The organism is Chryseobacterium indoltheticum, assembly GCF_003815915.1.
GTDB lineage: Bacteria > Bacteroidota > Bacteroidia > Flavobacteriales > Weeksellaceae > Chryseobacterium > Chryseobacterium indoltheticum.
Map to the genome: position 1 here is coordinate 3,389,022 of NZ_CP033929.1, position 23,008 is coordinate 3,412,029.

Annotated in this window: 21 protein-coding genes and 2 pseudogenes; 13 read left to right on the plus strand and 10 right to left on the minus strand. The window is 33.9% G+C overall.

Translation table 11 applies throughout. The features are described from left to right. Positions 1 to 9: 9 nt before the first annotated feature. Positions 10 to 1,392 (minus strand): T9SS type A sorting domain-containing protein, encoded by a 1,383-nt coding sequence (locus EG358_RS15645; RefSeq protein ID WP_083677035.1) that lies wholly within the window; start codon positions 1,390 to 1,392, stop codon positions 10 to 12. Between the two features lie 689 nt (positions 1,393 to 2,081). Between EG358_RS15645 and EG358_RS20050 the strand changes: the two are divergent. From EG358_RS20050 to EG358_RS15695, 11 genes and pseudogenes are all read left to right on the plus strand, one after another. Further along, positions 2,082 to 2,440 (plus strand): annotated as a pseudogene (locus tag EG358_RS20050) (recombinase family protein). Continuing rightward, on the plus strand, positions 2,437 to 2,688 hold the full coding sequence (locus tag EG358_RS19860) for a hypothetical protein (RefSeq protein WP_228421359.1): 252 nt from the start codon (positions 2,437 to 2,439) through the stop codon (positions 2,686 to 2,688). The pseudogene EG358_RS20050 and the gene EG358_RS19860 overlap by 4 nt, the downstream one beginning before the upstream one ends. 263 nt (positions 2,689 to 2,951) lie before the next feature. After that, positions 2,952 to 3,410: a DUF6896 domain-containing protein gene (locus EG358_RS15655; protein WP_076560543.1), complete on the plus strand. Its 459-nt coding sequence runs from the start codon at positions 2,952 to 2,954 to the stop codon at positions 3,408 to 3,410. Between the two features lie 540 nt (positions 3,411 to 3,950). After that, a complete protein-coding gene (locus EG358_RS20110) occupies positions 3,951 to 4,277 on the plus strand; it encodes a hypothetical protein (protein WP_317043425.1) in 327 nt (108 codons plus the stop codon). Between the two features lie 78 nt (positions 4,278 to 4,355). After that, positions 4,356 to 4,931, plus strand: a complete 576-nt coding sequence (locus EG358_RS15665) for a helix-turn-helix domain-containing protein (protein ID WP_083677034.1) — start codon at positions 4,356 to 4,358, stop codon at positions 4,929 to 4,931. A 338-nt stretch (positions 4,932 to 5,269) separates the two neighbouring features. Then, positions 5,270 to 8,095, plus strand: a complete 2,826-nt coding sequence (locus tag EG358_RS15670) for a TonB-dependent receptor (RefSeq protein ID WP_076560539.1) — start codon at positions 5,270 to 5,272, stop codon at positions 8,093 to 8,095. A gap of 4 nt (positions 8,096 to 8,099) precedes the next feature. Then, on the plus strand, positions 8,100 to 9,416 hold the full coding sequence (locus tag EG358_RS15675; protein WP_317043424.1) for a DUF5690 family protein: 1,317 nt from the start codon (positions 8,100 to 8,102) through the stop codon (positions 9,414 to 9,416). Between the two features lie 11 nt (positions 9,417 to 9,427). Next, positions 9,428 to 10,582, plus strand: coding sequence for a TIGR03364 family FAD-dependent oxidoreductase (locus EG358_RS15680; protein ID WP_076560537.1), 1,155 nt, complete (start codon positions 9,428 to 9,430; stop codon positions 10,580 to 10,582). Between the two features lie 3 nt (positions 10,583 to 10,585). Beyond that, on the plus strand, positions 10,586 to 11,254 hold the full coding sequence (locus EG358_RS15685) for a phosphonatase-like hydrolase (protein ID WP_076560535.1): 669 nt from the start codon (positions 10,586 to 10,588) through the stop codon (positions 11,252 to 11,254). Between the two features lie 83 nt (positions 11,255 to 11,337). Then, complete coding sequence (locus EG358_RS15690) at positions 11,338 to 13,191, plus strand: alkaline phosphatase family protein (RefSeq protein WP_076560533.1); 1,854 nt, start codon at positions 11,338 to 11,340, stop codon at positions 13,189 to 13,191. A gap of 364 nt (positions 13,192 to 13,555) precedes the next feature. Next, positions 13,556 to 13,966: a VOC family protein gene (locus tag EG358_RS15695; protein ID WP_076560531.1), complete on the plus strand. Its 411-nt coding sequence runs from the start codon at positions 13,556 to 13,558 to the stop codon at positions 13,964 to 13,966. Positions 13,967 to 14,145: 179 nt separating this feature from the next. Here EG358_RS15695 and EG358_RS20060 read toward each other — a convergent pair whose 3' ends face one another. The 3 genes from EG358_RS20060 to EG358_RS15710 form a co-directional block, all read right to left on the minus strand. Further along, positions 14,146 to 14,229 carry a PDDEXK nuclease domain-containing protein gene (locus EG358_RS20060; protein ID WP_083677043.1) on the minus strand — a complete coding sequence of 28 codons (84 nt, stop codon included), beginning with the start codon at positions 14,227 to 14,229 and terminating at the stop codon, positions 14,146 to 14,148. A gap of 125 nt (positions 14,230 to 14,354) precedes the next feature. Next, positions 14,355 to 14,738: a hypothetical protein gene (locus EG358_RS15705; RefSeq protein WP_076560529.1), complete on the minus strand. Its 384-nt coding sequence runs from the start codon at positions 14,736 to 14,738 to the stop codon at positions 14,355 to 14,357. 3 nt (positions 14,739 to 14,741) lie between these two features. After that, the gene (locus tag EG358_RS15710) at positions 14,742 to 15,914 is read right to left on the minus strand and encodes an FAD-dependent monooxygenase (RefSeq protein WP_076560527.1); all 1,173 of its coding nucleotides are present in this window, start codon (positions 15,912 to 15,914) and stop codon (positions 14,742 to 14,744) included. 87 nt (positions 15,915 to 16,001) lie between these two features. Here EG358_RS15710 and EG358_RS15715 point away from each other — a divergent pair, with 87 nt between their 5' ends. Further along, complete coding sequence (locus EG358_RS15715; protein WP_076560525.1) at positions 16,002 to 16,976, plus strand: helix-turn-helix domain-containing protein; 975 nt, start codon at positions 16,002 to 16,004, stop codon at positions 16,974 to 16,976. Between the two features lie 69 nt (positions 16,977 to 17,045). On the opposite strand, the gene EG358_RS15720 is transcribed toward EG358_RS15715, so the two are convergent. The 5 genes from EG358_RS15720 to EG358_RS15735 all read right to left on the minus strand — a co-directional run bounded on the left by EG358_RS15720 (position 17,046) and on the right by EG358_RS15735 (position 20,910). Beyond that, complete coding sequence (locus tag EG358_RS15720) at positions 17,046 to 18,209, minus strand: NUMOD4 domain-containing protein (RefSeq protein WP_076560523.1); 1,164 nt, start codon at positions 18,207 to 18,209, stop codon at positions 17,046 to 17,048. Positions 18,210 to 18,335: 126 nt separating this feature from the next. Next, the gene (locus tag EG358_RS19730) at positions 18,336 to 18,503 is read right to left on the minus strand and encodes a hypothetical protein (protein ID WP_164462486.1); all 168 of its coding nucleotides are present in this window, start codon (positions 18,501 to 18,503) and stop codon (positions 18,336 to 18,338) included. A 147-nt stretch (positions 18,504 to 18,650) separates the two neighbouring features. Further along, positions 18,651 to 19,325: a hypothetical protein gene (locus EG358_RS15725; protein ID WP_076560521.1), complete on the minus strand. Its 675-nt coding sequence runs from the start codon at positions 19,323 to 19,325 to the stop codon at positions 18,651 to 18,653. Positions 19,326 to 19,577: 252 nt separating this feature from the next. Then, the gene (locus tag EG358_RS15730; RefSeq protein WP_123890127.1) at positions 19,578 to 20,357 is read right to left on the minus strand and encodes a hypothetical protein; all 780 of its coding nucleotides are present in this window, start codon (positions 20,355 to 20,357) and stop codon (positions 19,578 to 19,580) included. A gap of 247 nt (positions 20,358 to 20,604) precedes the next feature. Next, a complete protein-coding gene (locus EG358_RS15735) occupies positions 20,605 to 20,910 on the minus strand; it encodes a hypothetical protein (RefSeq protein WP_076560517.1) in 306 nt (101 codons plus the stop codon). Between the two features lie 681 nt (positions 20,911 to 21,591). Here EG358_RS15735 and EG358_RS15740 point away from each other — a divergent pair. Next, complete coding sequence (locus tag EG358_RS15740) at positions 21,592 to 21,912, plus strand: hypothetical protein (protein ID WP_076560515.1); 321 nt, start codon at positions 21,592 to 21,594, stop codon at positions 21,910 to 21,912. Between the two features lie 599 nt (positions 21,913 to 22,511). On the opposite strand, the pseudogene EG358_RS15745 reads toward EG358_RS15740, so the two are convergent. Then, a pseudogene (locus tag EG358_RS15745) lies at positions 22,512 to 22,940 on the minus strand (recombinase family protein). Between the last annotated feature and the right edge of the window lie 68 nt (positions 22,941 to 23,008).

The following is a 23,008-nucleotide window of genomic DNA, read 5'->3' on the forward strand; positions in this document are numbered from 1 at the left end:
GATTATGGCTTAGTTGACAATTAATTTAAACGTTTTAATCACTTTTCCGTCTTTTGTAAGAGTGACCAGATATGAACTTTCAGTTGTGAGTGAATTGGAATAAGATCTTGCTTTATGATCGATTTTTTCCAACTTTACAAGTCTTCCTCCACCATCATAAATTGATATATTTAAGTTCTCCATAGGTGGGAATTTTACGTTAAATTGGGCTCCTTTTTTTACAGGATTAGGATAAAGAACTATTTGCTCCAAATCAAGAGAAATCTGATCCATTGTAATTTCGGAACCTTCAGATATTTGTAAATCATCTTTTGTATCAGAGCGTAGTGGTGTTACTGCAAAAGTAAATCTGTTAAACAAATCAGAATCGTGCTCATCAATAAAGTTTACTTTAGAAAAAGTAACATAATTATCATCTGTTACGCCTTGTATCTTATTTGCTACACCATTTTCACTTTTTAAAATCATCCAATATACCAAGGGTAAGTTATCAGGATTGATTGTTTTCTTATCAATTCTTACTTTATAATCTTTTTTTGAAATGGTTGAGCCAATGAAATTAATTTCCCAGTTTCTTTCAAGAACATCAAAATTTCCATCTTTTTTAAGAGACATTTTTTTGTCATCATCAGACCATATAACAAAATTATTATGATCGAATACGCTGGTATTTTCAACATTAAGATTTTTAATATCAGTTTTACCGATGCTTAAAAATTGGTCTTCCTGATTACAAGACTGTTTTTGGTAAAGTTCATTTCCATCGTCCCTTCCCAAACCGGTAGGTCTGTTTTTAAACTCTTTATGTTTTTCGGGATCCCAAATAATTTTTCCGTCACTGCCATAATATTTTCCCTTTTCCAGCGATATCCCATATTTGATAGATAAATACGAATGTATCTTATTAATATCCAATGGCTTTGATTTTCTAGGTATAAATATGAGCTCATAAAGATTACGGTCTTCAAAAGAAATCTGTAAACTGTCACTTTTTCCTTTTTCCCTTTCTGCATTACTGTTTAAGGTGAAAATACTAGGTTTTCTTTTGATTTTAAAAACTTTTTTACTGTTTTTTACTTTATAGGTATCATTGCTTAAAGAACTCTTTCCTTCTTCTCTTTCCCATATTTTTTCGTTCTCTTTTGAGGTATGGATAAGACTTAATGTATGGCTTTTGTTTTTACTATGTTTAATATACTTTTTGAAAAGTCGGTTTTTAATTCCAGGATGGAAGTTGACCAGATTTTCTTCGCGCATGTTACCAGCTTCACGAAGCGATGGTGTCGATTTCTCCCAAATTTGAGTATCAGATCCGACAAGTTGTGAGAAAACATTCGATGAACACATAAGGATGAGTATCAACGTCGTTTTTAGACATAAAAGTTTTGACATAATAATTATTATGTATTAATATTATTTATAGGAGATATTTTTAGTAAAATGAGGAGAATTCCCGAAATTTATGGAACGATTTCATGTTTTAGTTTCATATTATGGTGATTAGTTTTAGTGTCGTAAAAGTAATAAAATAATGATATTAAAGTAAAAAAAATATTAAAATATGTTAAATATCATTTTTTAGGTAATTATCGTGTGAATATAATAGCCTAAAGCGTCAAAACTCGACGTTTTTTAATACGTTGTATAATTAAACACTCCTATTAAGATCTCGCAGATAAATTTTATATGCTCCTGAACTCCTTCGATTTTTACAGGTTTTCATTCCAACCCCACTCTTCCCGAACTCATTATAAATACCTAATCAGCAGGCTAAGCACAAAATGAACAATATGTTTTTTTTTTAATAAAAGTTGTTCCAATTGATATCAATTTTTTTTTGTTGGTACTTGATTTCTCCGTTCTTAAGAATGTAATAGTTTTAAGAATGTAAAGGCTGAGTTGATGAAAGTAAGTGGGATAATCAGATTGGAAATCATTTTTTTGTTTTAAAACGGTGGTATTTTAAGATTTTAAAAGATGTTAATTTTAAAATCTTATTTTTTCAATAAACTTTCTCAAAATCTCGTATCAGTAGACGAAGTTTCATAAATTTACAATGTATGAGTTTAATGTAACAAATTATGAAAATAGGATATGCCCGGGTTTCAACCAAAGATCAAAATTTAGATTTACAAATTGAAGCTTTAGAAAAAGCAGGCTGCAAAAGATTTATCAGGAGAAAATTTCCGGTACAACAAAAAACCGTCCGGAGCTCGATAAGATAATTGAACAGTTTGGGGAAGGTGACGAACTTTATGTGTGGTGATTAGACAGATTGGGTAGAAATTTGAAAAATATTATTGATCTTGTCTTAAGTTTCAGTGATAAAGGGATTATAATAAAAGGTCTTGTAGATGGTGTAGATACTTCAACGATTAATGGTCGTCTGTTTTTAAACCTTATGGCATCCCTTGCCGACTACGAAAGGGAGTTGATATGAGAAAGAACCTATTTCAGGATTGCAATCTAAAAGAGCAAGAGGTGAGAACTAGCGGAAGACCGAAGGGATACACTGCAGAAACACTTTCAAAGCCAATCCTTCTGCGTTCAATTTATAAAGATCCAACAATGCGTCCGGAAGATATTTATAAACCATTTGGATTGACTGGGGCTACATTTTATCGATATGCCAAGATTCTTGATAATCATACGGATGAAGAAATAAAGAAGATGGGAATTAAGAAATAGAATCATCTTATTCAAAAAAAAATTACCTTCAGTTAACACAAGAAATGGAATTTGTAATTTATTTTTTAATTTATGGTAACCCACAATTGTTAACAGATTATAATAATTATCTTTGATTACTTCATATAAACTGAAAAAAGATAAAAGCATGTATTTTATCGCATATCCAATCGAATTTGGATAGATATGCGCTATAATACAGCGGTTATATACAAGTTGTGCGTCATTTAAAAAAACCGCTGAACAAATTAAATATCAAAATAATGTTAAAAAAATGGTTGAAATTCTTTAAACAAAATAATATCAAGATTAAACTTGATGTCATTAAAGAAGCCATAATTGATTATCGAAGTGACGGAAAAGAATTGATGCGAAAACTTGCAGAAAAATACGGACTTGATATTGAAAATGAAAAAGATTACGAAAAGTTAATCACAAAAAATAACGAAGAAATACCCAGAAATGGAGAACTTTCGAAACGCTGGAATTACGCTTTTCACGGTTGTGAATGTGGGTTTTACAATAAAAAGAATAAACAACAAGTAGAAGTTGTATTAAGCAATCAACCTGAATTTGGACACATTGATTCTTGGTTTCTTTTATCTTATATGGAAACAACTGAGAAATACAAAAAAGAAATAGAAGGGATTAATTGGCAACAACTTGAACCTTTAATTGAAAAATTATATAAAACTGGTGAAATTGAATCTATAGATGAATAAAAAAACGAACGCACAACAGGCGTTTGGCAAGATTGCGGATTTTGTAGTAAATTCACGTTTACATTTCGCAAGAAATTTTGTCTTTAACAGAAAATAATCGGTTCCGAAGTTCGCAACCTCGCCAAGCACCGGAACGTTCTAGATAAAATTAAATCTCAAAAAACGATCAACTAAGTATGAACAATTATAATGGTCAATTTGAACACAATTTTTTTGTTGTAATTGAAGCAGATAATCATGATACCTGTCTAAAATTTGCATCATATATTAAAAAGCAATAGAACCTTGGTTTTTACAAACGGAGAATATCACGGAGCATAAATCAGCTCGAAAAGGAGATGTATTGAGACGAGATATATCAGTGAAGCATACTGCATTTGCTAATGATATTATTATCTTCAATGAAATGCTCCGTACACTAATATGGAATTATAATTTATATTTTAATGTAAAAATAAATATTGATGACAGGGGTACGTTACCCAAGGATAGTAGAAAAGCAATCAAAAAAATTAATTGATATTAAAATCTCAAAAAACGATGGCTTCCTTGGCAGAGTATGAGAGGGAGCTAATAAGAGAAAAAACTAATGCAGGCTTGCAGTGTGCGAGAGCGAGAGGAAGAACAGGAAGAAGACCAAAGGGTTATACTGCGGAGACAATATCCAAACTATTAATTTTGCGCTCCATTTACAAATATCCCCCAAAACGTCTGGAAGATATTTATAAGCCATTCGGACTCACCAGAGCAACATTTTATCGGTATGCCAAAATACTGGATCATTATACAGATCAAGAAATAAAAAATATGGGAATTAAAATTATTACTTTTAAAATATTTAATTTAAGAAATGTTTACTATTTGTAACATTTTTCGCATTCAGATTTTATTTATTTGTTATTTTTACAGTCAATATAAATAAAAAAGCCTGAAACAGTAAATGATATGAGTGACTTTCTAATAGGTATTGGAAAAAGACTAAAAGATATTCGAAAGAAAAACAATCTTACTATCAACGATCTTGCTACTAGAGCAAGTGTCAGCAATGGTTTGGTTTCCAGAATTGAGAATGGCAGAACAATTCCCTCATTGCCGGTTTTGCTTGAATTAATCCAGTCTCTTGACATTGATGCCAGTTATTTTTTTGAAGGTGTTGAAAAAAAATCCAATGCAAAATTTATTTTTGTACCTAAAGAAAATCAGCAGGTTATAGAAAAAGAAGTGGAAGCTGAAGGTTTTAAATATATGCATATTTTTAGTAAAAGCCTTCATTCATTAGGGTTTGAAGCAGTATTACTCACCTTGCAACCCAACTCCAAAAGAGATAAAGTAATTACGGATGCCTGGGAATTTAAGTACATTCTTAAAGGTAAAGTGAAATATATTATTGACAATGAGGAAATTGAACTGCAAGAAGGTGATTCACTTTATTTCAATGGAAAATTGCCACACGTTCCGGTCAGCATTTCCAATGAAGATTGTATGATGCTTGTGCTCTATTTTTACTCAGATAAAAGCTAAAAAAATCATATAGTTTTCTATTATTTTAAGAAAAAAGTTTACAAATAGTAAAATTCAGCCTTTCATATATTTAAGACTGTTCACATAAATTCCATATCCAAAGATCAAACAAAATGAACTGCTTACAGGCAGTTCATTTTTTATCTATTCAAATAACTCCCTAATTTACAGTATTCTAAACCGTTTAAGCATTGGAATTTCAATATAATCAAAATCATAATTTCGTAAGATTGAGTTAACAATCATTCATTATTTATTAAATATAAATTAATATCTAAAATTTACATATATTAAAATTATTGAGTTGTTTTGCAATAGAAATTTAATATATGTAAACAATGGGAGCAATTATAAAAAAATCTTTATTTCCTCTTTTTGCCTGCTGTACGATATTCGTATCGGCACAAAAACAAATCGTCACGGGAACAGTTTCAGATAATAACCAGCCACTTCCCGGTGCGACCGTTAAGATCAATGGCAGTTCAAAAATTGTCATTACGGATGTAGACGGAAAATTCTCTGTCAGTGATCTTAAACCTGGCCATTACGATCTGCAATTTACATACATTGGCTATGAAGCTCAAAATATAACGGTTGATCTGATCTCAGATCAGTCACTGGATTTGGGAATTATTTCGATGTTTCAGAAACAGAAAAATATTGATGAAGTTGTAGTAATTGGTTCTTTGAAAAACAGTGAAGCCCGTGCACTGAATATGCAGAAAAATGCCATCAATATTTCAAATGTCATTGCTTCAGATGGTATAGGAAAGCTACCGGACAGAAATGCAGCAGAAACTGTACAGAGAGTTCAGGGTGTTTCCATCGAGCGTGATCAGGGAGAGGGAAGATTTGTTTCTCTAAGAGGACTTCCGCCATTTTGGGCTTCCACAACCATTAATGGAAACAGACTTCCGACCGCAGAAGAAGAAACCACTTCAAGAGCTACCGCATTCGATTTTTTCCCTACTGAATTGATTTCTTATGTACACGTGAATAAATCGTTCACTCCTGATATGGAAGCAGACGGAATTGGCGGCGGTGTTAATTTTATCACCAAAACTCCTCCGATGAAAACCGAGTTCAGAGGAACTCTAGGAACAGGTTACAATGCAAAATCTGATAAAGGAGTTTATAATCTTGGATTGCTTTACGGAGGAAGAACAAAAGATAAAAAATTCGGATATCTTGTAAATTTTTCGCACTTCATTAGAAACTGGTCAACAGATAATTTTGAAGCAAGAAGAAGTGGTGACGAAGGAGTCTTCAGAATGGAACTTCGTGATTACAATGGGGTAAGAAAAACTACCGGAGCCAATGCTGCTTTAGAATATGTATTATCTCCGAAAAGCACATTATACCTGAAAGGAATGTACGGAACTCTTTCTGATGACGAAACTCATTATAAACATAGAGTAAGGTTTGATAAATTCAGTGCTGCCAACAATACGGCAAGAGTTGAACTTCAGAATATTCATAATTTGCTGATCACTGAACTGACATCGGTTTCCTTGGGTGGAGTCCATCAGCTTAATAAAAGCAAAATCGACTGGGATATTTCCCACTATAACAACCTTTTCAAATATGGAAATATTCCGGATAAGCAGAATAATTCTTATTATGTGATCAAATACACTCAAAGCGGTGTAGGTATCAATCCGGATTATATTTCAGATAAAGGAAATGGCCCAAGAGCTTATTGGAAGGCAGATGGCGGAAAACTAGATTTAAAAGATCCAGATGCCTTATTTGGTTTTTACAGCAACCCTAATTTTAAGATGGATGCTTCTCAGATGAGGTTTACAGATTTGGAGTTTTATAAAGTGTACGTTCAGGAAAAAGATAAAATCGTAGCTGGTTTCAACCACGAAATAAATGTCTCAGATCAACTAACGTTAAAATACGGATTAAAATACCGTGATAAGGAACGTAACGCCCGCTTCTCTGATATTTTTTATAACTGGTCAAACGGAACCGCACCATTATTATCAGATTTCGGTCAGCATATCACAACTCAACCCGGTGCCACGAAGTATTTGAGCGAAATGAATGCAAATATCGGAAACACTTTTGGCTCGGTACTTTCAACAGGCGGGATGGATCAGTTCTGGTTTCAGAATCAGGGAAATTTAGCCATCAACAAAACAGATTCTGAAGCGCTTGAATATAATAAGGCATTAGGAAGAAATTTTGATGTTTTTGAAAAACATGCCGATGCGTATGGCATGGTAACGTATAAAATTAATGACAAAATAACGATTTTAGGAGGATTGAGATTATCGAATACCCATACCAAAGTAAAAGGTTACAATGTTGTTGACGATGTATTGACACCTGTAGAAAATGTCAAAAACTATCTTGCGGTTTTGCCAATGTTGCATTTAAAATACATGATCAACGACAAGACCAATCTACGATTTGCAGCGACACGTACTTTTTCAAGACCCAATTTCGGGGATCTTACTCCGGGTGGAACATACATTGAAGCAGATAATGAGTTTAAAGGCGGAAATCCAAACCTGAACCCCACCTACTCTATCAATCTGGATTTAATGGGAGAATATTATTTCTCTAATGTCGGGATTTTAAGCGGTGGCGTTTTCTATAAATCAATTACAGACCCAATTTTCCAGGATTCTTTCATTGGAAATTATAATGGAATTAATGGTGTACAGTTCAGTGCTCCCAACAACGGAAAAGCGGCGTGGCTAGGCGGAATCGAACTGGGAATAAACAGAAGATTTGACTTTTTGCCGGGATTTCTTCAATATTTCGGAACACAGCTGAATGCAACTTTCATGACTTCTGAAATGGAAAAACCCAGCGGAAGAATGGTGAAACTCCCCTACCAGGCGAAAGAACTGTATAATATCCAGTTGTTCTTCGAGAAAAAAGGATTTAATGCTAGATTGGCTTACAATCACAAAGGAAAATTTGCAGTAGAATACGCCGAAGAAGATCTTTACGATTCTTATTATGGGAAATACAGTAATCTTGACTTCGGAACTTCTTACCAAATCAATAAAAACATCACCGTTTTTGCAGATGTAAACAACATTCTGAACAAACCTTTGATTTATCATTTTGGAAAAGATGAGCAAAGACCTGAACAGGTGGAATATTACGGTGTAAGAGGAAACATTGGGTTAAAGCTTAATTTCTAAAACTATGATGACTTCTCCATCAAAAAACAATACACTGAGTGTAACTCTGAAAGCGGCCATCGCTGCTTTCGGAGTCTACTTCTGCATGTATGCGTTCAGAAAACCTTTTGCAGTGGCTTCATTCAGTAATTTGGAATTTTTTGGTTTTGATTATAAAATTCTGATCATCATCGCACAGGCAATTGGTTATTTTATCTCAAAATTTATCGGAATTAAATTTATTTCAGAACTGAAACCTCAGAAAAGAATTCTTTTTCTTTTAATTTTTATCGGAGTTGCCGAGCTTGCTTTGTTGGGCTTTGCAGTCGTTCCTGCTCCTTACAATATTTTGTTCATGTTTATCAACGGAATACCTTTGGGAATGATATGGGGAATAGTTTTCTCCTATATTGAAGGAAGAAAAACTACAGAAATTATCGGGTTATTTCTTTGTTCAAGTTTTGTTGTTTCTTCAGGAGTAGTAAAATCTGCCGGAAAATTTTTGATGGACCGTTTCGGAATTTCGGAATTCTGGATGCCGTTTGCGACAGGTTTAGTTTTTATAATTCCACTGATTATTTTTGCCGTTTTATTGAATAAAATTCCAGCTCCGAATGAAGAAGATATCACTCTGAAAAAAGAAAGAAAAGCTTTGAGTGAGGAAGAAAGAATGTCTTTGGTGAAAAAGTTTTTCCTTCCTTTGATCAGCATCACGATACTTTATATTTGCCTGACTGTTTTAAGGGATTTTCGGGATAATTTCAGCCGTGAAATCTGGGATGAGATGAGCAGTTCTGCAGACAGTTCAGTTTTCACTTTGACCGAAGTTCCGATTTCGATTATGGTTTTACTGATTCTCAGTTTTATGGTTAAAGTCAAAAACAACAGAAAAGCCTTTGCATATTATCACTACATTCTTTTTGGTGGGATTATTTTGGTGGCGCTTTCCACCATTTTATTTCAAAGCAATATTATTTCTACTTTTTTATGGATGACGATTTCAGGTTTTGGAATGTACCTCTGTTATATTCCATTTAACGGAATTTATTTTGACCGAATGATTGCTGCTTTTAAGATTAAAGGAAATGTTGGGTTTTTCATCTATTTCGTAGACGCGTTTGGATATTTGGGAAGCGTTTCGGTACTGTTCCTGAAAAACTTAGGTTCTCAAGACCGATCATGGCTTCACTTTTATATCAATCTCAATTATATCATTGCAGCTACAGTTTTAATTTTTTCAGTTATTGCTTTTTTAGCATTTCAAAAAAAGTCAAGGTCAAAATCAATTACAAAGGATGAAGAAAAATCACAGGCAATCCGTTTTGATGCTTTTAAAATTTAAAAATAATACATATGAATACTCAATATGACTTAATCGTTGTAGGTGGTGGGATCTTAGGAACATTCCACGCTTACCACGCATTACAGAAAAACCTGAAGGTGGCAATTCTGGAAAGGAATTCAGTTCCACAAGGTGCTACCGTAAGAAATTTCGGACAAGTCGTGCCATCCGGAATGGATATTAAATGGCAGAATTTCGGAAAGGAAAGTTTAATCATTTATAAACATTTACAGTCTAAAGCCGATCTTACTGTAAGACAGAACGGTTCGGTGTATATCGCTTCTAATGAAGAAGAATTGCAACTGATTGAAGAACTGGCTCAAATCAACAAAAAAAATGATTACGAATCGGTAATTCTTTCAAAAAGCGAATGTATTCAAAAGTTCGACGGACTCAGATCTGATTACTGCAAAGGCGGATTGTTCTTTCCGCAGGAGATTTCAGTCGATTCCAGTGAGATGATTATAAAGCTTCATCAATATCTGAAAAGTCAGGAAGGTCTTGATATTTTCTACAATGCAACAGTTGTAGAAACAGCCGAAAACAATTCCCATTGTACCGTTGTAACCGCAGAAGGAAAGAAATTGAATACCTCAAAGATCATTATCTGTGGAGGACACGAGTTTAAAACTTTGTATCCCGAAGTTTTTAATGAAAGTGATCTCGAAGTCAGCAAACTGCAGATGCTTCAGACCAAACCACAGGGAATTTATTCGCTGCCGGGAAATATTCTTACCGGACTTTCCATCAGAAGATATGAATCATTTAATGAATGTGAATCTTTTGCTAAAATAAAAAGTAGGGAAGATAAAAATTCATTCGAAAAGAAATTCGGAATTCATATTTTATTCAAACAGGCTTTGGATGGTTCAGTTATCATTGGCGATTCACACGAGTATGCCGATGCAAAAAATGCTGATGATCTTGGTTATGATTTAAATATGGAGATCGACGAATTTATGATTAATGAAGCTAAAAAAATAATCGATTTGCCGACCTACGAAATAAAAAGAAGATGGTTCGGAGTTTATTCTCAGTGCAAAACAAAAGATATTTTCGAGCACAATGTTTCGCCCAACATTCATATTGTGACGGGAATCGGTGGAAAAGGAATGACCGGAAGCGGCGGTTATTCAAAATTTAATATCAATACAATTTTTTCTTAAAAAATGAACATACAATTATTAGTTCTGGATATGGCCGGAACAACGATCGATGAAGATAATGTGGTGTATAAAACGCTTACAAAAGCAGTTAATGACTATGGCTACGATGTTACTTTAAACAAAGTTTTGGAAATATGTGCCGGAATGGAAAAAGCAGAAGCGATTAAAAACTTACTTGAAAATATCGGTGGAAATACGGATGATACTGAGGCCATATTCGAAAACTTTTCAGATGAATTGGCTGTTGCTTATAATGATCTCAACGTAAAACCTATCGATGGGGTTGAAGAATTTTTGCTGAAAGTAAAATCTAAAGGGAAAAAAGTGGTTTTAAACACAGGATATACTCAGAAAATTGCACAACAATTACTTTCAAAACTCAACTGGAAGATTGATGTGCACTACGATGCCTTAATAACTGCAGATGACGTTTCTGAAAGCAGGCCAAATCCTGAAATGATTATTCTTGCAATGAAAAAATTCGGAATTACGGATCCGAAAGATGTCCTGAAAGCAGGAGATTCTACTATTGATATTCAGGAAGGAAAAAATGCGGGCTGCGGAATGACTATTGCAGTCCTGAGCGGTGCACAATCCAGAGAACAACTTAAAAAAGCATTGCCCGATCATATTTTAAATAACCTTTCGGAGGCTGAACATATTCTTTTTTAATTACTTCAAAAAAACTGATTACAGAAGGAATTCTGTAGTCAGTTTTAACTCAATTTCAAAATTAAATCTTTAAAATAGTTATTATGAAAACAAAACTTCTTTCTCTATTGGTCATAACCAGCGCATTGATGAGTGCTCAGACCAAAAAAGTCCTTTTTATAGGGATTGACGGATGCAGGCCAGATGTGATGATGTCATCCAATACCCCTAACATCAAGGCATTATTGCCGACATCAATTTACTCTTTAGATGCCATTACCCTGGCTCCGACATGGAGTGGAAACGGCTGGAGTACGATGCTTTCAGGAGTATTCCATAATAAACATAATGTACAGGACAACAATTTTACGGCTCCCAATTTTACAGCTTATCCCGATTTTCTTTCAAGGATTGAAACCTACAATTCAAATTTAAAAACCATCTCCCTGGCACACTGGGCGCCCATCAACAATACTATTATTCAGAATGCAGATGTAAAAACCAACTTCTCAACTGATCTTGCAGTTAAAAATGCAGCGGTTAATGCCCTGCAAAATGATAATCCTGATGTGCTTTTTGTAGATTTTGATGATGTGGATCATGCAGGCCATTCGTACGGCTTTTCTTCGGCTGTACCTCAATATGTCAATTCCATTCAAACCACGGATACATACATAGGTGAAATCCTGACGGCAATGAAAAACAGAAGTACGTACAACAACGAAAACTGGTTGGTAGTATTTACCACCGATCATGGGGCTACAGATACTGCCCACGGTGGAGCCAACCTTTCGGAGAGAGATATTTTTTCCATTTACTCCAATCCATCATTTACGTCTCAGCAAATCACCAAAACTCAAAGTCAGAATACTCCAACCTATAACCGTCTGAATTTTCCTGCAGGAACGTTTGCAAAACCTATAGTTCAAACGGCCTTTAATTTCGGAACCAATCAGGACTTTACGATAGAATTTTGGGTGAAGCCAAATGCCAATTACAGCAGTGATCCAGTATTGATTGGTAATAAAAATTGGAACAGTGGAACTAACAAAGGCTTTGTCATTTCAGGATATTCGGGGCAGACCTTTAAAATGAATATTGGTGACGGAAGTAACAGATTGGATTTAATTGGTGGAAAACTTGTGACGAATCAGTGGAAACATATCGCTGTAACATTCGACAGAGATGGTCTGGCAACAATGTATGACGACGGAGTCCCCGTAACTGTTGGGAAAATGAATACCATAGGTGACATCACTTCAAATTTACCGCTGACCATTAATCAGGATGGAACCAATACATATGGTGTTAATCTCGCTGCCTCATACAAGGACGTAAGAATTTGGAATGCTAAACTATCGAATGAAACAATTGTTCAGTGGGCAAATCAGGATGTTACAAGTTCGCATCCTTTTTACTCTAATCTTTTAGCCAATTATAAAATGACTGAGGCATCAGGAAATACCTTAACAGATTCGGGACCATTGGGCAATAATGCAACGATTACCGGTTCTCCGACAAGAGATCTTCAGACCTCAGAAACATTTACCATTCAGAATTATCTGAACACACCTAGGCAAACCGACCACTTTCCTACAGTACTCAACTGGCTTTGTATCCCGGTACTGACTGCCTGGGGAATTGACGGAACCAACAGAATCCCGACGTGTGATCTTGGAAGCTTAGCCGTAAATGAAGCAGTAAAAAGCAATTCAGATATTAAAATTTATCCTAATCCTGCTAAGAACGAGGTAACGGTGAAATTTAAATCAACTGAAAATAAAATCAATCTGCAGATTATTGATTTTTCAGGTAAGACTTTTTTAAATAAAGATGTACAGTCATCCACAGGTGATTACAATGAAAAACTAAACATTTCAGCTCTTCCCAATGCGACCTATTTTATTGTCGTGAAAGAAGGTACTAAAAGGACACAGAAAACATTGATCAAAAACTAATAGTTAGAACAGTTAATTTTTGGAGTACAGACTGATTTTTTGGTCTGTACTTTTTTTTACCAAAAAAAAATATAATTTGAATGTTGATCCGTTTCCATTGTAATTTTGAACTTCAACATTTTTTTTTGGCCTTTTTAATGATCAATTTAGTCTCAAAGAACGATAAGAAAATGATTTGTAAACTAGTTGTAAATGTAATGTTTAGTACAATCAAAAAATTGCTTTTTTGCAAAAATATCTTCAACATATTAATCAATATTAGAGAAATGTCTTTAATATTTCACATTAATTCAAACACCACAAGGACTACTGACAGACTGTTGTCACAAAGTCAGCGTATTTTTGTTTCAGAAAATTAAGCATTATGAATTTAGTATCTATCAGAATAATTACTGTCAATGTGGAGGCTTTAATAAAATTTTATGAACACATCACAAAATTGACTATTAAACGCTTTACTCCTGACTTTGCAGAATTACAGACGAAAACAGCTACTTTGGCTATTGCAAGTATTAATACACTTCAGTTTTTCGGTGGTGAAAGTGTAGCTCAGGCAGCTAAAAACCGGACAGCAATTATTGAATTTATGGTTGAGGATGTAGAAAAAGAATATAATAGACTAGCACCTTTTTTAGAACCATATATTGTACAAAGGCCGACGATAATGCCGTGGGGAAATAATTCTTTCTTATTTAGAGATCCTGACGGAAATCTGGTCAATTTATTTACTCCAACTACATTGAAAGCAATTAAGAAATTTGAGCCTACAAATTAAAATCACTGTGATAATAAGCGAAAACACCAATAGTTAATTATCGGTGCTTTTTAAGTTTTTAATGCAATCTTTTTTTGAGATTTTTTGCTGTTGTTAGGGTTTACAAAGCACATCAAACATTCGGCAATTTAATTTAATAAAATCCAAATAAGTTTTTGCTCATTTTTTAAGATAATATTTTATGCTGAGTGTGTGAACTTATGGGTCTTAAGATCCACTAGCACAAAACATTTCAGGTAATAGTTATAAAATACAAGATCTATATATAAATCTTAAGCATCTGTCAATGTTTCTTGGAAGTGTCCTTAGTATTTCAATTTCCTTCAATAGAATTTAAATAAGGTCTTTGATTTTTCGTACTTAATATTATTGATCTGTATTCGTCATTTTAATGGCTGCAATTTTTTTTAATTTTACTTCCAATCAGAACAAAAGGGATAATCCCTGTAAGCAACAATGCCCAGAACCATAAGGGATGAATAATGCTTATCCACAACCATATTACGATCAACAGGATGCTGATTGCCGTTATATACTGCTCTCTTTTTTCCCCGCCAAATAATGATATTACCATACCTCCTGCAATACAATTAAGATAAACGCATACTAATTTGGTGATAAGCTGAATGATATCATAAGAAGTCCATGTAAGCCGATTAAACAGCTGCATAGAAGCGGGAAAGAAAATGCCCTGTATTTTAGCAAATACTGAACTTAAAAGACCAATGGTTCCAAATCCAAAAATGATGGAAAATATTTTTTTGAAGTTCATCACTTAACTGATTTTAAAATTCAATTGATCTTCGGTGAGTATGATCGGATCAGTCATAATCTTTTTAAGTTCGATGTCAGAAGCCGCCCTGAAAGTATTGATAAACTGATGAAGCTGCTGCTCATCGGCAGGGATAAAAGAGGTAGCATTATTTCTCGCATTACTTTGGAATTTGTGGATAATCGGTTGCATCAATCCATTATAATTGTTGAAGGCGGATCTTAAATCATCAGGTGTTTTGTTGATAAAATGAGACAATGCCTTAGCTCCATAGATTGAAAGTGATGCCCCCATTCCTGAAAGTGCGGTGGGACAATAGCCTGCATCACCAAGCAAAACCATATTTCCATTGACTAAGTCAGGTGCGTCTACCATTCCCATCTTATCGATGAACATCATGCCTTCTTCAGCAAAACGATTGAGCAGATCCGTTACTTCGATGCCATAATGACCGAAAGAGCGGTATAACAGTTCCGCCGGTCTTTCCTTCATCGTTGCGAGATCACCTTTATGGTGGATATAACATTGGATAGCAATTTCATTATTAGCAATCGGATAAATAGAGAGCATCTTATTCACATCGATATAAATTTTAAAATCACCCACATTACAGGAATGTTCAATTTGCAGTCTTCCACCCATATAAAGTGTATTGAAATCTACTATTCGAGCATTCGTGAAGTAACGTTCCCGTGTTGAAGAACGTAAACCCTCAGAAATAATAATGATATCAGCTTCCATTTCGCGTCCGTCAGATAATACCACCTCTGTTCTCTCGCCTATTGAAGTAAGTTTGGAAATCGTTGTGTTGAAAAATACATTTATCTGACCTTTTAAACAATCATATAACACATTATGAAGTTGACCACGGGAAATCAGTACGGAACGTTCAATATTCTCGTTCATCTTTTCATAGCTGATATGTTGAATAACCTGCCCGTCTTTTTCTAAAAAGCTTACAAACTCGGATGGAGAAGATACTGCCTGCAGTTCTGCAGTCAAACCGAGTTCCTCCATGATCCTGACGCCAAAGCTCTTAAGTGATATCAGGAAACCTGACTTCGCAAAGGAAGAAGCCCTGTCAATTACGGTAACCTGATGTCCTTGTGTTGACAGCAATTTTGCTGCAGTCAATCCTGCAATTCCTCCGCCTGATATTAATATATTTTTTCTCATTTCTAAAAAATTTTAAATTCTTATTGCAAAATTAGCTTTACATTTAAGGATAAAATAGTCCAATTTATAATAAAAATAGTCCATAAAATGAGCTCAACAAACAACGAGAAGCAAATGCTTGATTTGGCAGAGAAATTAGGAATGCCAGCATCTGATTTTAGTGCCACTATGCATCTCTTGAGGCTCAACGAGATTCATATCGTTGATATGCTCCCTGAAATGCTGCTGATGATCAGGTCTGTGATTGCAGAGGAGACATTTATATACAAAAGAAAACCTGTTAATACTGTAACGAAAGGCCTGCTTTTTTCTTTCCAGAACATCTTTAATCATTCCTCGAATAATCATACATATCAATATTCTGAAAAATCCCTCCAGGCAAGACCACATATTCGTGTAACGCCATTGCATCTGGAAAGCGAAGTAGTATTTCCAAAAGGGCTTACCATTACCCAGATTACGATACTGATCGAATTCGATTTTCTTAAAAGTTTCATTGGCAAAGATCAAGAGACATTCCGTTATCTGTTCGATGATGAAAAAACATTTTTGATTGAAGAATTTATGTCGCCGGAGATGGCTGATCTTGTTACTGAGATTGCCGGAACTCCGGTATCCGGTATACTTTCCGAAGCTTACTACAAATTAAGAGCACTGGAGCTGTTATACCTGCTTTTTAAAAACCTTTCCAAGCGACAATATGTCCAATATCAAAGCCTTCGTGGTGATGAAATAGCAGCTCTTTACCGTGTAAGGGATGCGATTTCATTTTCTCTTGACGATCCTTTGACACAAGACGAACTGGTAAAAATAAGTGGTATGAATGTGCTAAAGCTCAGAAAGCTTTTCAAACAAATTTTTGGGAAAGGTATCTACGAATACTGCCAATACCTAAGAATGAAGGAAGCAGCAAGATTGATGCAGGAAAAACATCTTTCAGTTTCTGAAGCCGGATATCAGTTAGGCTTTACTAATTTGAGTTATTTCGGAAGGTTGTTTGAGCAGCATTTTGGAATGAAACCTAAGAAATGGAGCGCTCAGCATGGACTGAAAGGCAAATAAGTACATTTCTAATAATCGTTTTCTGAGACCAATTACTTATATCATTGCACCTAAAGCGAAAAGGTGATTTCATATTTTTCCTTTTAGCACTGAATGTATTGAGTGTAGCGACAGTTTGCTGTGATCCAAGTTCCAGAATGGATCATTATTGTTTATGACAAAAAAGGTTTTACCAAATATATCAAATTCTCTTACATAACAGTAAAATAAAAGTTTGGAAATTGTAATAGCAGTTTTTTTGCCCTTATAGTTCAAAATTGTGTACAGAGACTGATGAGTTCCGTCAATATGTACAAATTGGGCTAAGATTTGTTCTTTTAGAAAGATTCTTCTACCTGCTACTGTCCATCCCTCCGTCCTTTTAACCCTCCCTTTATCAGATATCAAGAACCTTTCATCAAAACCAGGAATAGGCTTCCATCCTTCATCCGGCAGATCCTGTAAAGACATATTCATACATGCAGGAGGTTTTTTATGGTCAACACTTGGTTTTCCCAGTTTTTTCCAAAGAGAAACATTCAACACATCAGGTTTACTATCACCTTGGCCACTCACTTTAAAATCTGCTTTCTCGGGAATATAGGATTGCAGAAACCAACGGAATCCACCAGCTGTCAAAAATTCTTTATGGATAACATCCATGATAGATTCAGCACTTTGTCCTATTTGTTTGGCAGCTTCATAAATACTGTCAAATGAAGAAACCAGTTTACCTTCTACTGTGTATTGATTAACCGGTTGCTGATAGATAACATGGCGGTTTCTTGCTCTATTGCCTGTGAATATTCTTAAGCGTCTTTCACTTGCTGAAACCTTTAATAAATTACAGGAATGAACATGAAGTCCGTTACCGTTCTTTGAGATAATTGCAATGCGCCGGTCATTCAAATCAAACCTTTCGTTAAAATGATAATATACCAGACGGGCTACTGATTTTCTATATTTTTTACCTTCCAGGGATAAGGTACAATGAACATTATAGCTATTGCTTTTAAGATAAGCATTTGATTGCTTCACAAAAATTAGTTTCATTATTAACTCCGGCAGCTTCCAATCGTGTCCTGTTGGAAGAGAAACAAAACGTTCTCTGCTCTTTAACCGCCCATAGTTTGAAATGGCATAATTTTCAAAACCTTCGATCAGTTTCCATTCTTCATTTTGAAGATTTCTCAAAGAAGTGCTGTACAGGACTTCTTTTACATACTCATCTTCAAATTCTTCGGGAAGTCTCATACCTGTCTACAAAAAATAGATTATACTTTTCAGCTAACTGACCGTTACAAAAATATAAAAACTTTCTACTTAGATCTATACTCAGCTAAAATGATGTTAAATTGCTTATTCTAAAACAATATCGTATTATAATATTTTCTCATCTTTAAAGTAATCATTGATGTTAAGTGTGTGTTTTTTTCTTTGTTCAAAGAATATTTTATTTTTGATTTCAACCGGCAAAGGCAATTCTCCTCGACCAATTATCTTCGGATCAGTACTCGTATTTATCTCACAATAATTCTTCTGTTTCATTCATTCCTTGGTTTACTACCGTTAAGATGCGTTTTTTGAAACTTAGTCTTAGTTTAACGTTTCGGGCTTGGCGATGGCGGGCAGATCGATCTACCGAAGCTCAAAACTTGGATTGATGACTTTCCGCCTACTATTTCAAACCCCTTATTACCTGCATGTTATTTTCTTCGTAATAAGGTCTAATGTTATATTCGTTTTTTCACAATCGCCTCCACCATCAGAATGAAATACCCATAAGGAATTGTTGTCCCGACTGTCAATAAATAATATTCGTGTATTCTCGTAGCCAATCGCCAAACAATATGAAAGTTCAGTCAGACTAAACTGTTGTTCTTTTGTCGTTTGCGGTTTTTCTTCAATTATTTCCTCTAAGGAGCTTGCAAAACCTTTAAGTTGTCTAATTGTCAAATATGATTTTCCGTCCACATTTATTTTTTCACAAAGTTCGTTTAAGTTATAAAGGTAAAAGTCATCTTCGTCTGCAAAAATTGATATTACAGAATTAAAGTTGTTACCTGTCAAATAGTCAAAATAATCAGTCGGTATTTCAATTTTTGCTTTTGCAAGAATAGCCGTTAATTGTTTGATTGTTTTCTTCTTTTTCTCCACTACAATCTTCGGTTCTGAAAAACCAAATCCGTCAGCTTTCCATTGAACTGTGTCAAACTGAAATTGTCTTTCGCATTTTGGGCAATGCAGAAACATAAAAGTCATCCTTTTTTCTGCCGCTGATTTTAAAAATTCAAAGTCATTCTTTTCCATTTCTAAAGGGTCAAAGTTTTTTCCGCAGTCCCAAGGATAAGGGCAAATAATTTCTTTCATTCTGTCTGTATGATGATTGTGTTAAATAGCAGGCAAATGTATACATCTATTTTCAGTCACATGACCTAATCAAAGATAAAAAATCATTTTCTAGGATTTAATTTTCACCTATGGATAACGTTCCGGGTCTTTGCGATGGTGAGGAAATCGAAGCACAAATCTTCAATTTTGCAAAAAAATTCAATAAAGAACTGCATTAAACTTTGCGGCGTCGCCACCTATTGCAAAATCCGCATTGTGAGATTTGCATTTTCAAAAATTTCTGGGTTCCACGTTTTTGAAATCGAAAGGAATTAATGTAATCGAATTTTCATTTTCAATCATCAATTCGATTGTTATTTCTTGCTTTTCACTCGGAGTCATATCTCTTTTCAACTTTATAAGTTTGTAACCAATTCCTGTTTTTTCATCGACCAACGTTAGTATGTTATAACCAGGTTCAAGTTCTTCATTTACCGCTACTACGAAATCTTGTTTTTTGTCAGCTTTATATGCATAAATTAAATCATAATTCTTAAAGTCAATTCTCTTGTACTCGTCTCTATCGTTGGTTCTATATTCATAGTTTGGAAATACCTTTTCCACAGTTGTAGAATCTACAATACTGAATAAAATGTTAGGATTTTTATTGGTGATACTTTTATCCATTAAATTAATATTTTTTTTCAAATTTTTGATTTTGCCCAAATTGAAATATGAATTTTTGTTTACTGATGGCTTGAAGTACTTTATCACACCTTTAACATTGAAATTTTTGTATTTTTTCTTCTTATCAACTTCATATCGTGCCAAGACATTAGCTCTTCTGTAAATACGATGAATGAAATTATCCGAAGGTCTTCGCCCCTCATTGTCTGTTACAATGAGCGTGTCAATTTTAATCAAGTGAAAATTACCATTTGGCTTATTTTCAACTTCTAAGCTTACCTGAATCACGTCAGACATTTTCAATATATCGTATAGCACTTTTTCTTGTGAATAAATTGATACGTGTACTACGGTCAAAAGTAAAAATGTAATTATTTTTCTCATTTATTTTCTGTTTTTCTTTTTGAGAGATTATGGTTTTGTTCACGGAACAACTTTCAAATTTACGTATTGTAGAATCTGATTTATAGGTTATGTAATTTCCAAATTATTTTCAGCTTTTCTGAATTCCTAAAATTCCTTGTTGTCAAATGTTTAGTATGTCAAAAGTTATATTTTGTAACAAGTAAAAATCGGACCGAATTAGTTTGTTTGTCTTTAAGTTTTGTTCTTAAAATATTGAAGTTCCATTTTAGTCGCCTATTATTTCAATCTCTAAATTTTGATGTGAAAAATATTTCAATAACGTCCTAAATTCCAAAATGTCAATTGTTTTTTGTTTGTCTGTGTTTAAATTTGTTTTCTCAATGTAATTGTCAATTATTTTCACAATCATTTTTTGATTTTCAATTGTTAATTTTACGTCGCCATACGGGTCAACATAAATGCCCGTCCAATTTTTATACTCCGTGAAGATTTCGTGAAGATTTTTATACTTTTTGTCGTCAAGGCCGAACAAATATTCTTTGTTGTCAGGTCTGTGAAAGTCTAATGCCATAGGTTTGTTACAATTACCGCCAACGTTTTCTGGTCTTGTGTTCTGGCGGGTTTAGGAGCACAAGATTTTAATTTATTACTAAAGTTCATAAGAAGCACAAAAGAGGATGCTTGCACATCAGCCAGCCTAACAAAAAATGCGAGGCAGCAGTAGTTTTTATTCTATTCTATCCATTTTTTATTTCTCGTTAAGTCTTACCTATTTTTCTTGTCTTCACTATTAAGTTGAAAGTTGTCTTAAGTGAAAGTTTCTTTTTGAATTTGTTAAGTTCGCTTATTTTTTCGTATTCAAATTCTTTGTCTTAAATGTTGTCTGATCTGAAGAAAATTCTGTCTTCGTGAAAAAAAAAAGCCCCCTTTTAAGAGTGAATTTCGACACTAAAAAATTCTCGGAAGAAGGAAACAATTTGCAATTAGCAAACGACAACAAACTGTTATCGTACTGAAGACAGTAAGGAATCAGGAATTGCCCTAAAATATCAATTATATGACTGTTTGCTACGGTTCTAGTGACAACGTTTGCAATTCGCTTATGTTGAGATCAATGGCGATCTAAAAGGTTTGTTTATCGGTATTTCGATGGAAAATAGATTGGTAGTTTTCAGGATAGATAAATATTCCGGAAAATGTTTGCTAAGATGGGTGAGCGAAGTTTAGTATCTTTACAATCATAATTAAAACAATGACTTTAGATCAACATATAACTTTGACTTGCGAAAATGGTTTATTAGATAAAACAGAATTCGTAAAAGTTCAAGAGCAAATAAATGAAAAGAATTTCATGAACATGGAAGATTTCGATAGATTATTGCATATCGGGTTTCCAATTGATTTAGAATTGAAAAAACTAAAAGGTACTGAAGACCTTTCTGAAATTAAGCAGCTTGTTAAAGCTAAGAAAGTATCTGCAAGAAATTTTGTTGCCATAATTCTAAGTAATGTTTTCAATGATGGAATTCTAAAAATACATCCTTTAAAGTCATTCAACGAAACAGAATCCTAAGTTCAATACGGCTAAGAACGGAGTGCTAAATTGATAAGCCCAATCTGGCGGCGAACATGCTGTAGGATTTGGAAGCACCACCGCCGACGGCCCCTTAGAATCTACAGGTGTTCAGCATTTGGGACAATCCAGCGGAACTTTTTTAAATTCTTTTATGATACTTTCATATACTTTTAGTTCATTTTTAGTCCATTTTTCATGTGAAAAACCATTATCAAAAATATTCAATAATGTGATAACGTTCTAGAATATCATTAATAGATTCGATAGGATTCTCGTTTTTTTTATTTTTAAAAAACTCATCAATCTTATTCATCATGTGATAGGATGCTAAATCTTCCTTTGAAAAAAAAATGACTCTATGCATATGTGATTAGGTAGTATTATATTTTTGTTCTTTTTTCACGACCAAAAAAAATTGAATTAAAATATTAAGTTGATTGGCTATATAACTATTGATTAAACGTTTTAAGACTTTATTATTTTATAAAATGTCGCTTTACTTCCAATATTAAAAGCTTTCATAATTTCCTCAATAGGAAGATTCTTACTTTCGTAGGATGTCTTTACTAAAGGGGCAATTTTTCTATATTTTTCAGTCATTCCTTTTGGCCTGCCTCCATTTTTCCCTCGAGCTCTTGCAGACTTAGACCTGCATTAGTCCTTTCGATTAAAACATTTCTTTCGTGTTCAGCCAAAACACAAAATATTTGAAAGATTAGTTTACCACTTGCAGAACTTGTATCTATATTTTCTGAAATAGATTTAAAGTGTATTCCTTTTTCATTTAGTTCTGTTACAAATTGAATTAACCCAACAGTCGTTCGTCCTATTCTATCTAGTCTCCAAACTGTCAAAGTATCTCCTTTTCGCATAAAATTTATTAGTTCGTTGAGTTATGGTTTCTCAGATTTAACACCGCTAACTTTGTCGACATAAATTTTTTCAATTCCAATATTTTTTAAAGCATCAGTTTGTAAATCTAAATTTTGTTCAAACTTGATCACTCTTGCATATCCAATTAACATAATTACAGTTTACTCATTTATAACAAATATAGTGTAATTTGAATTTGTGAACAACGAAAATGAACACT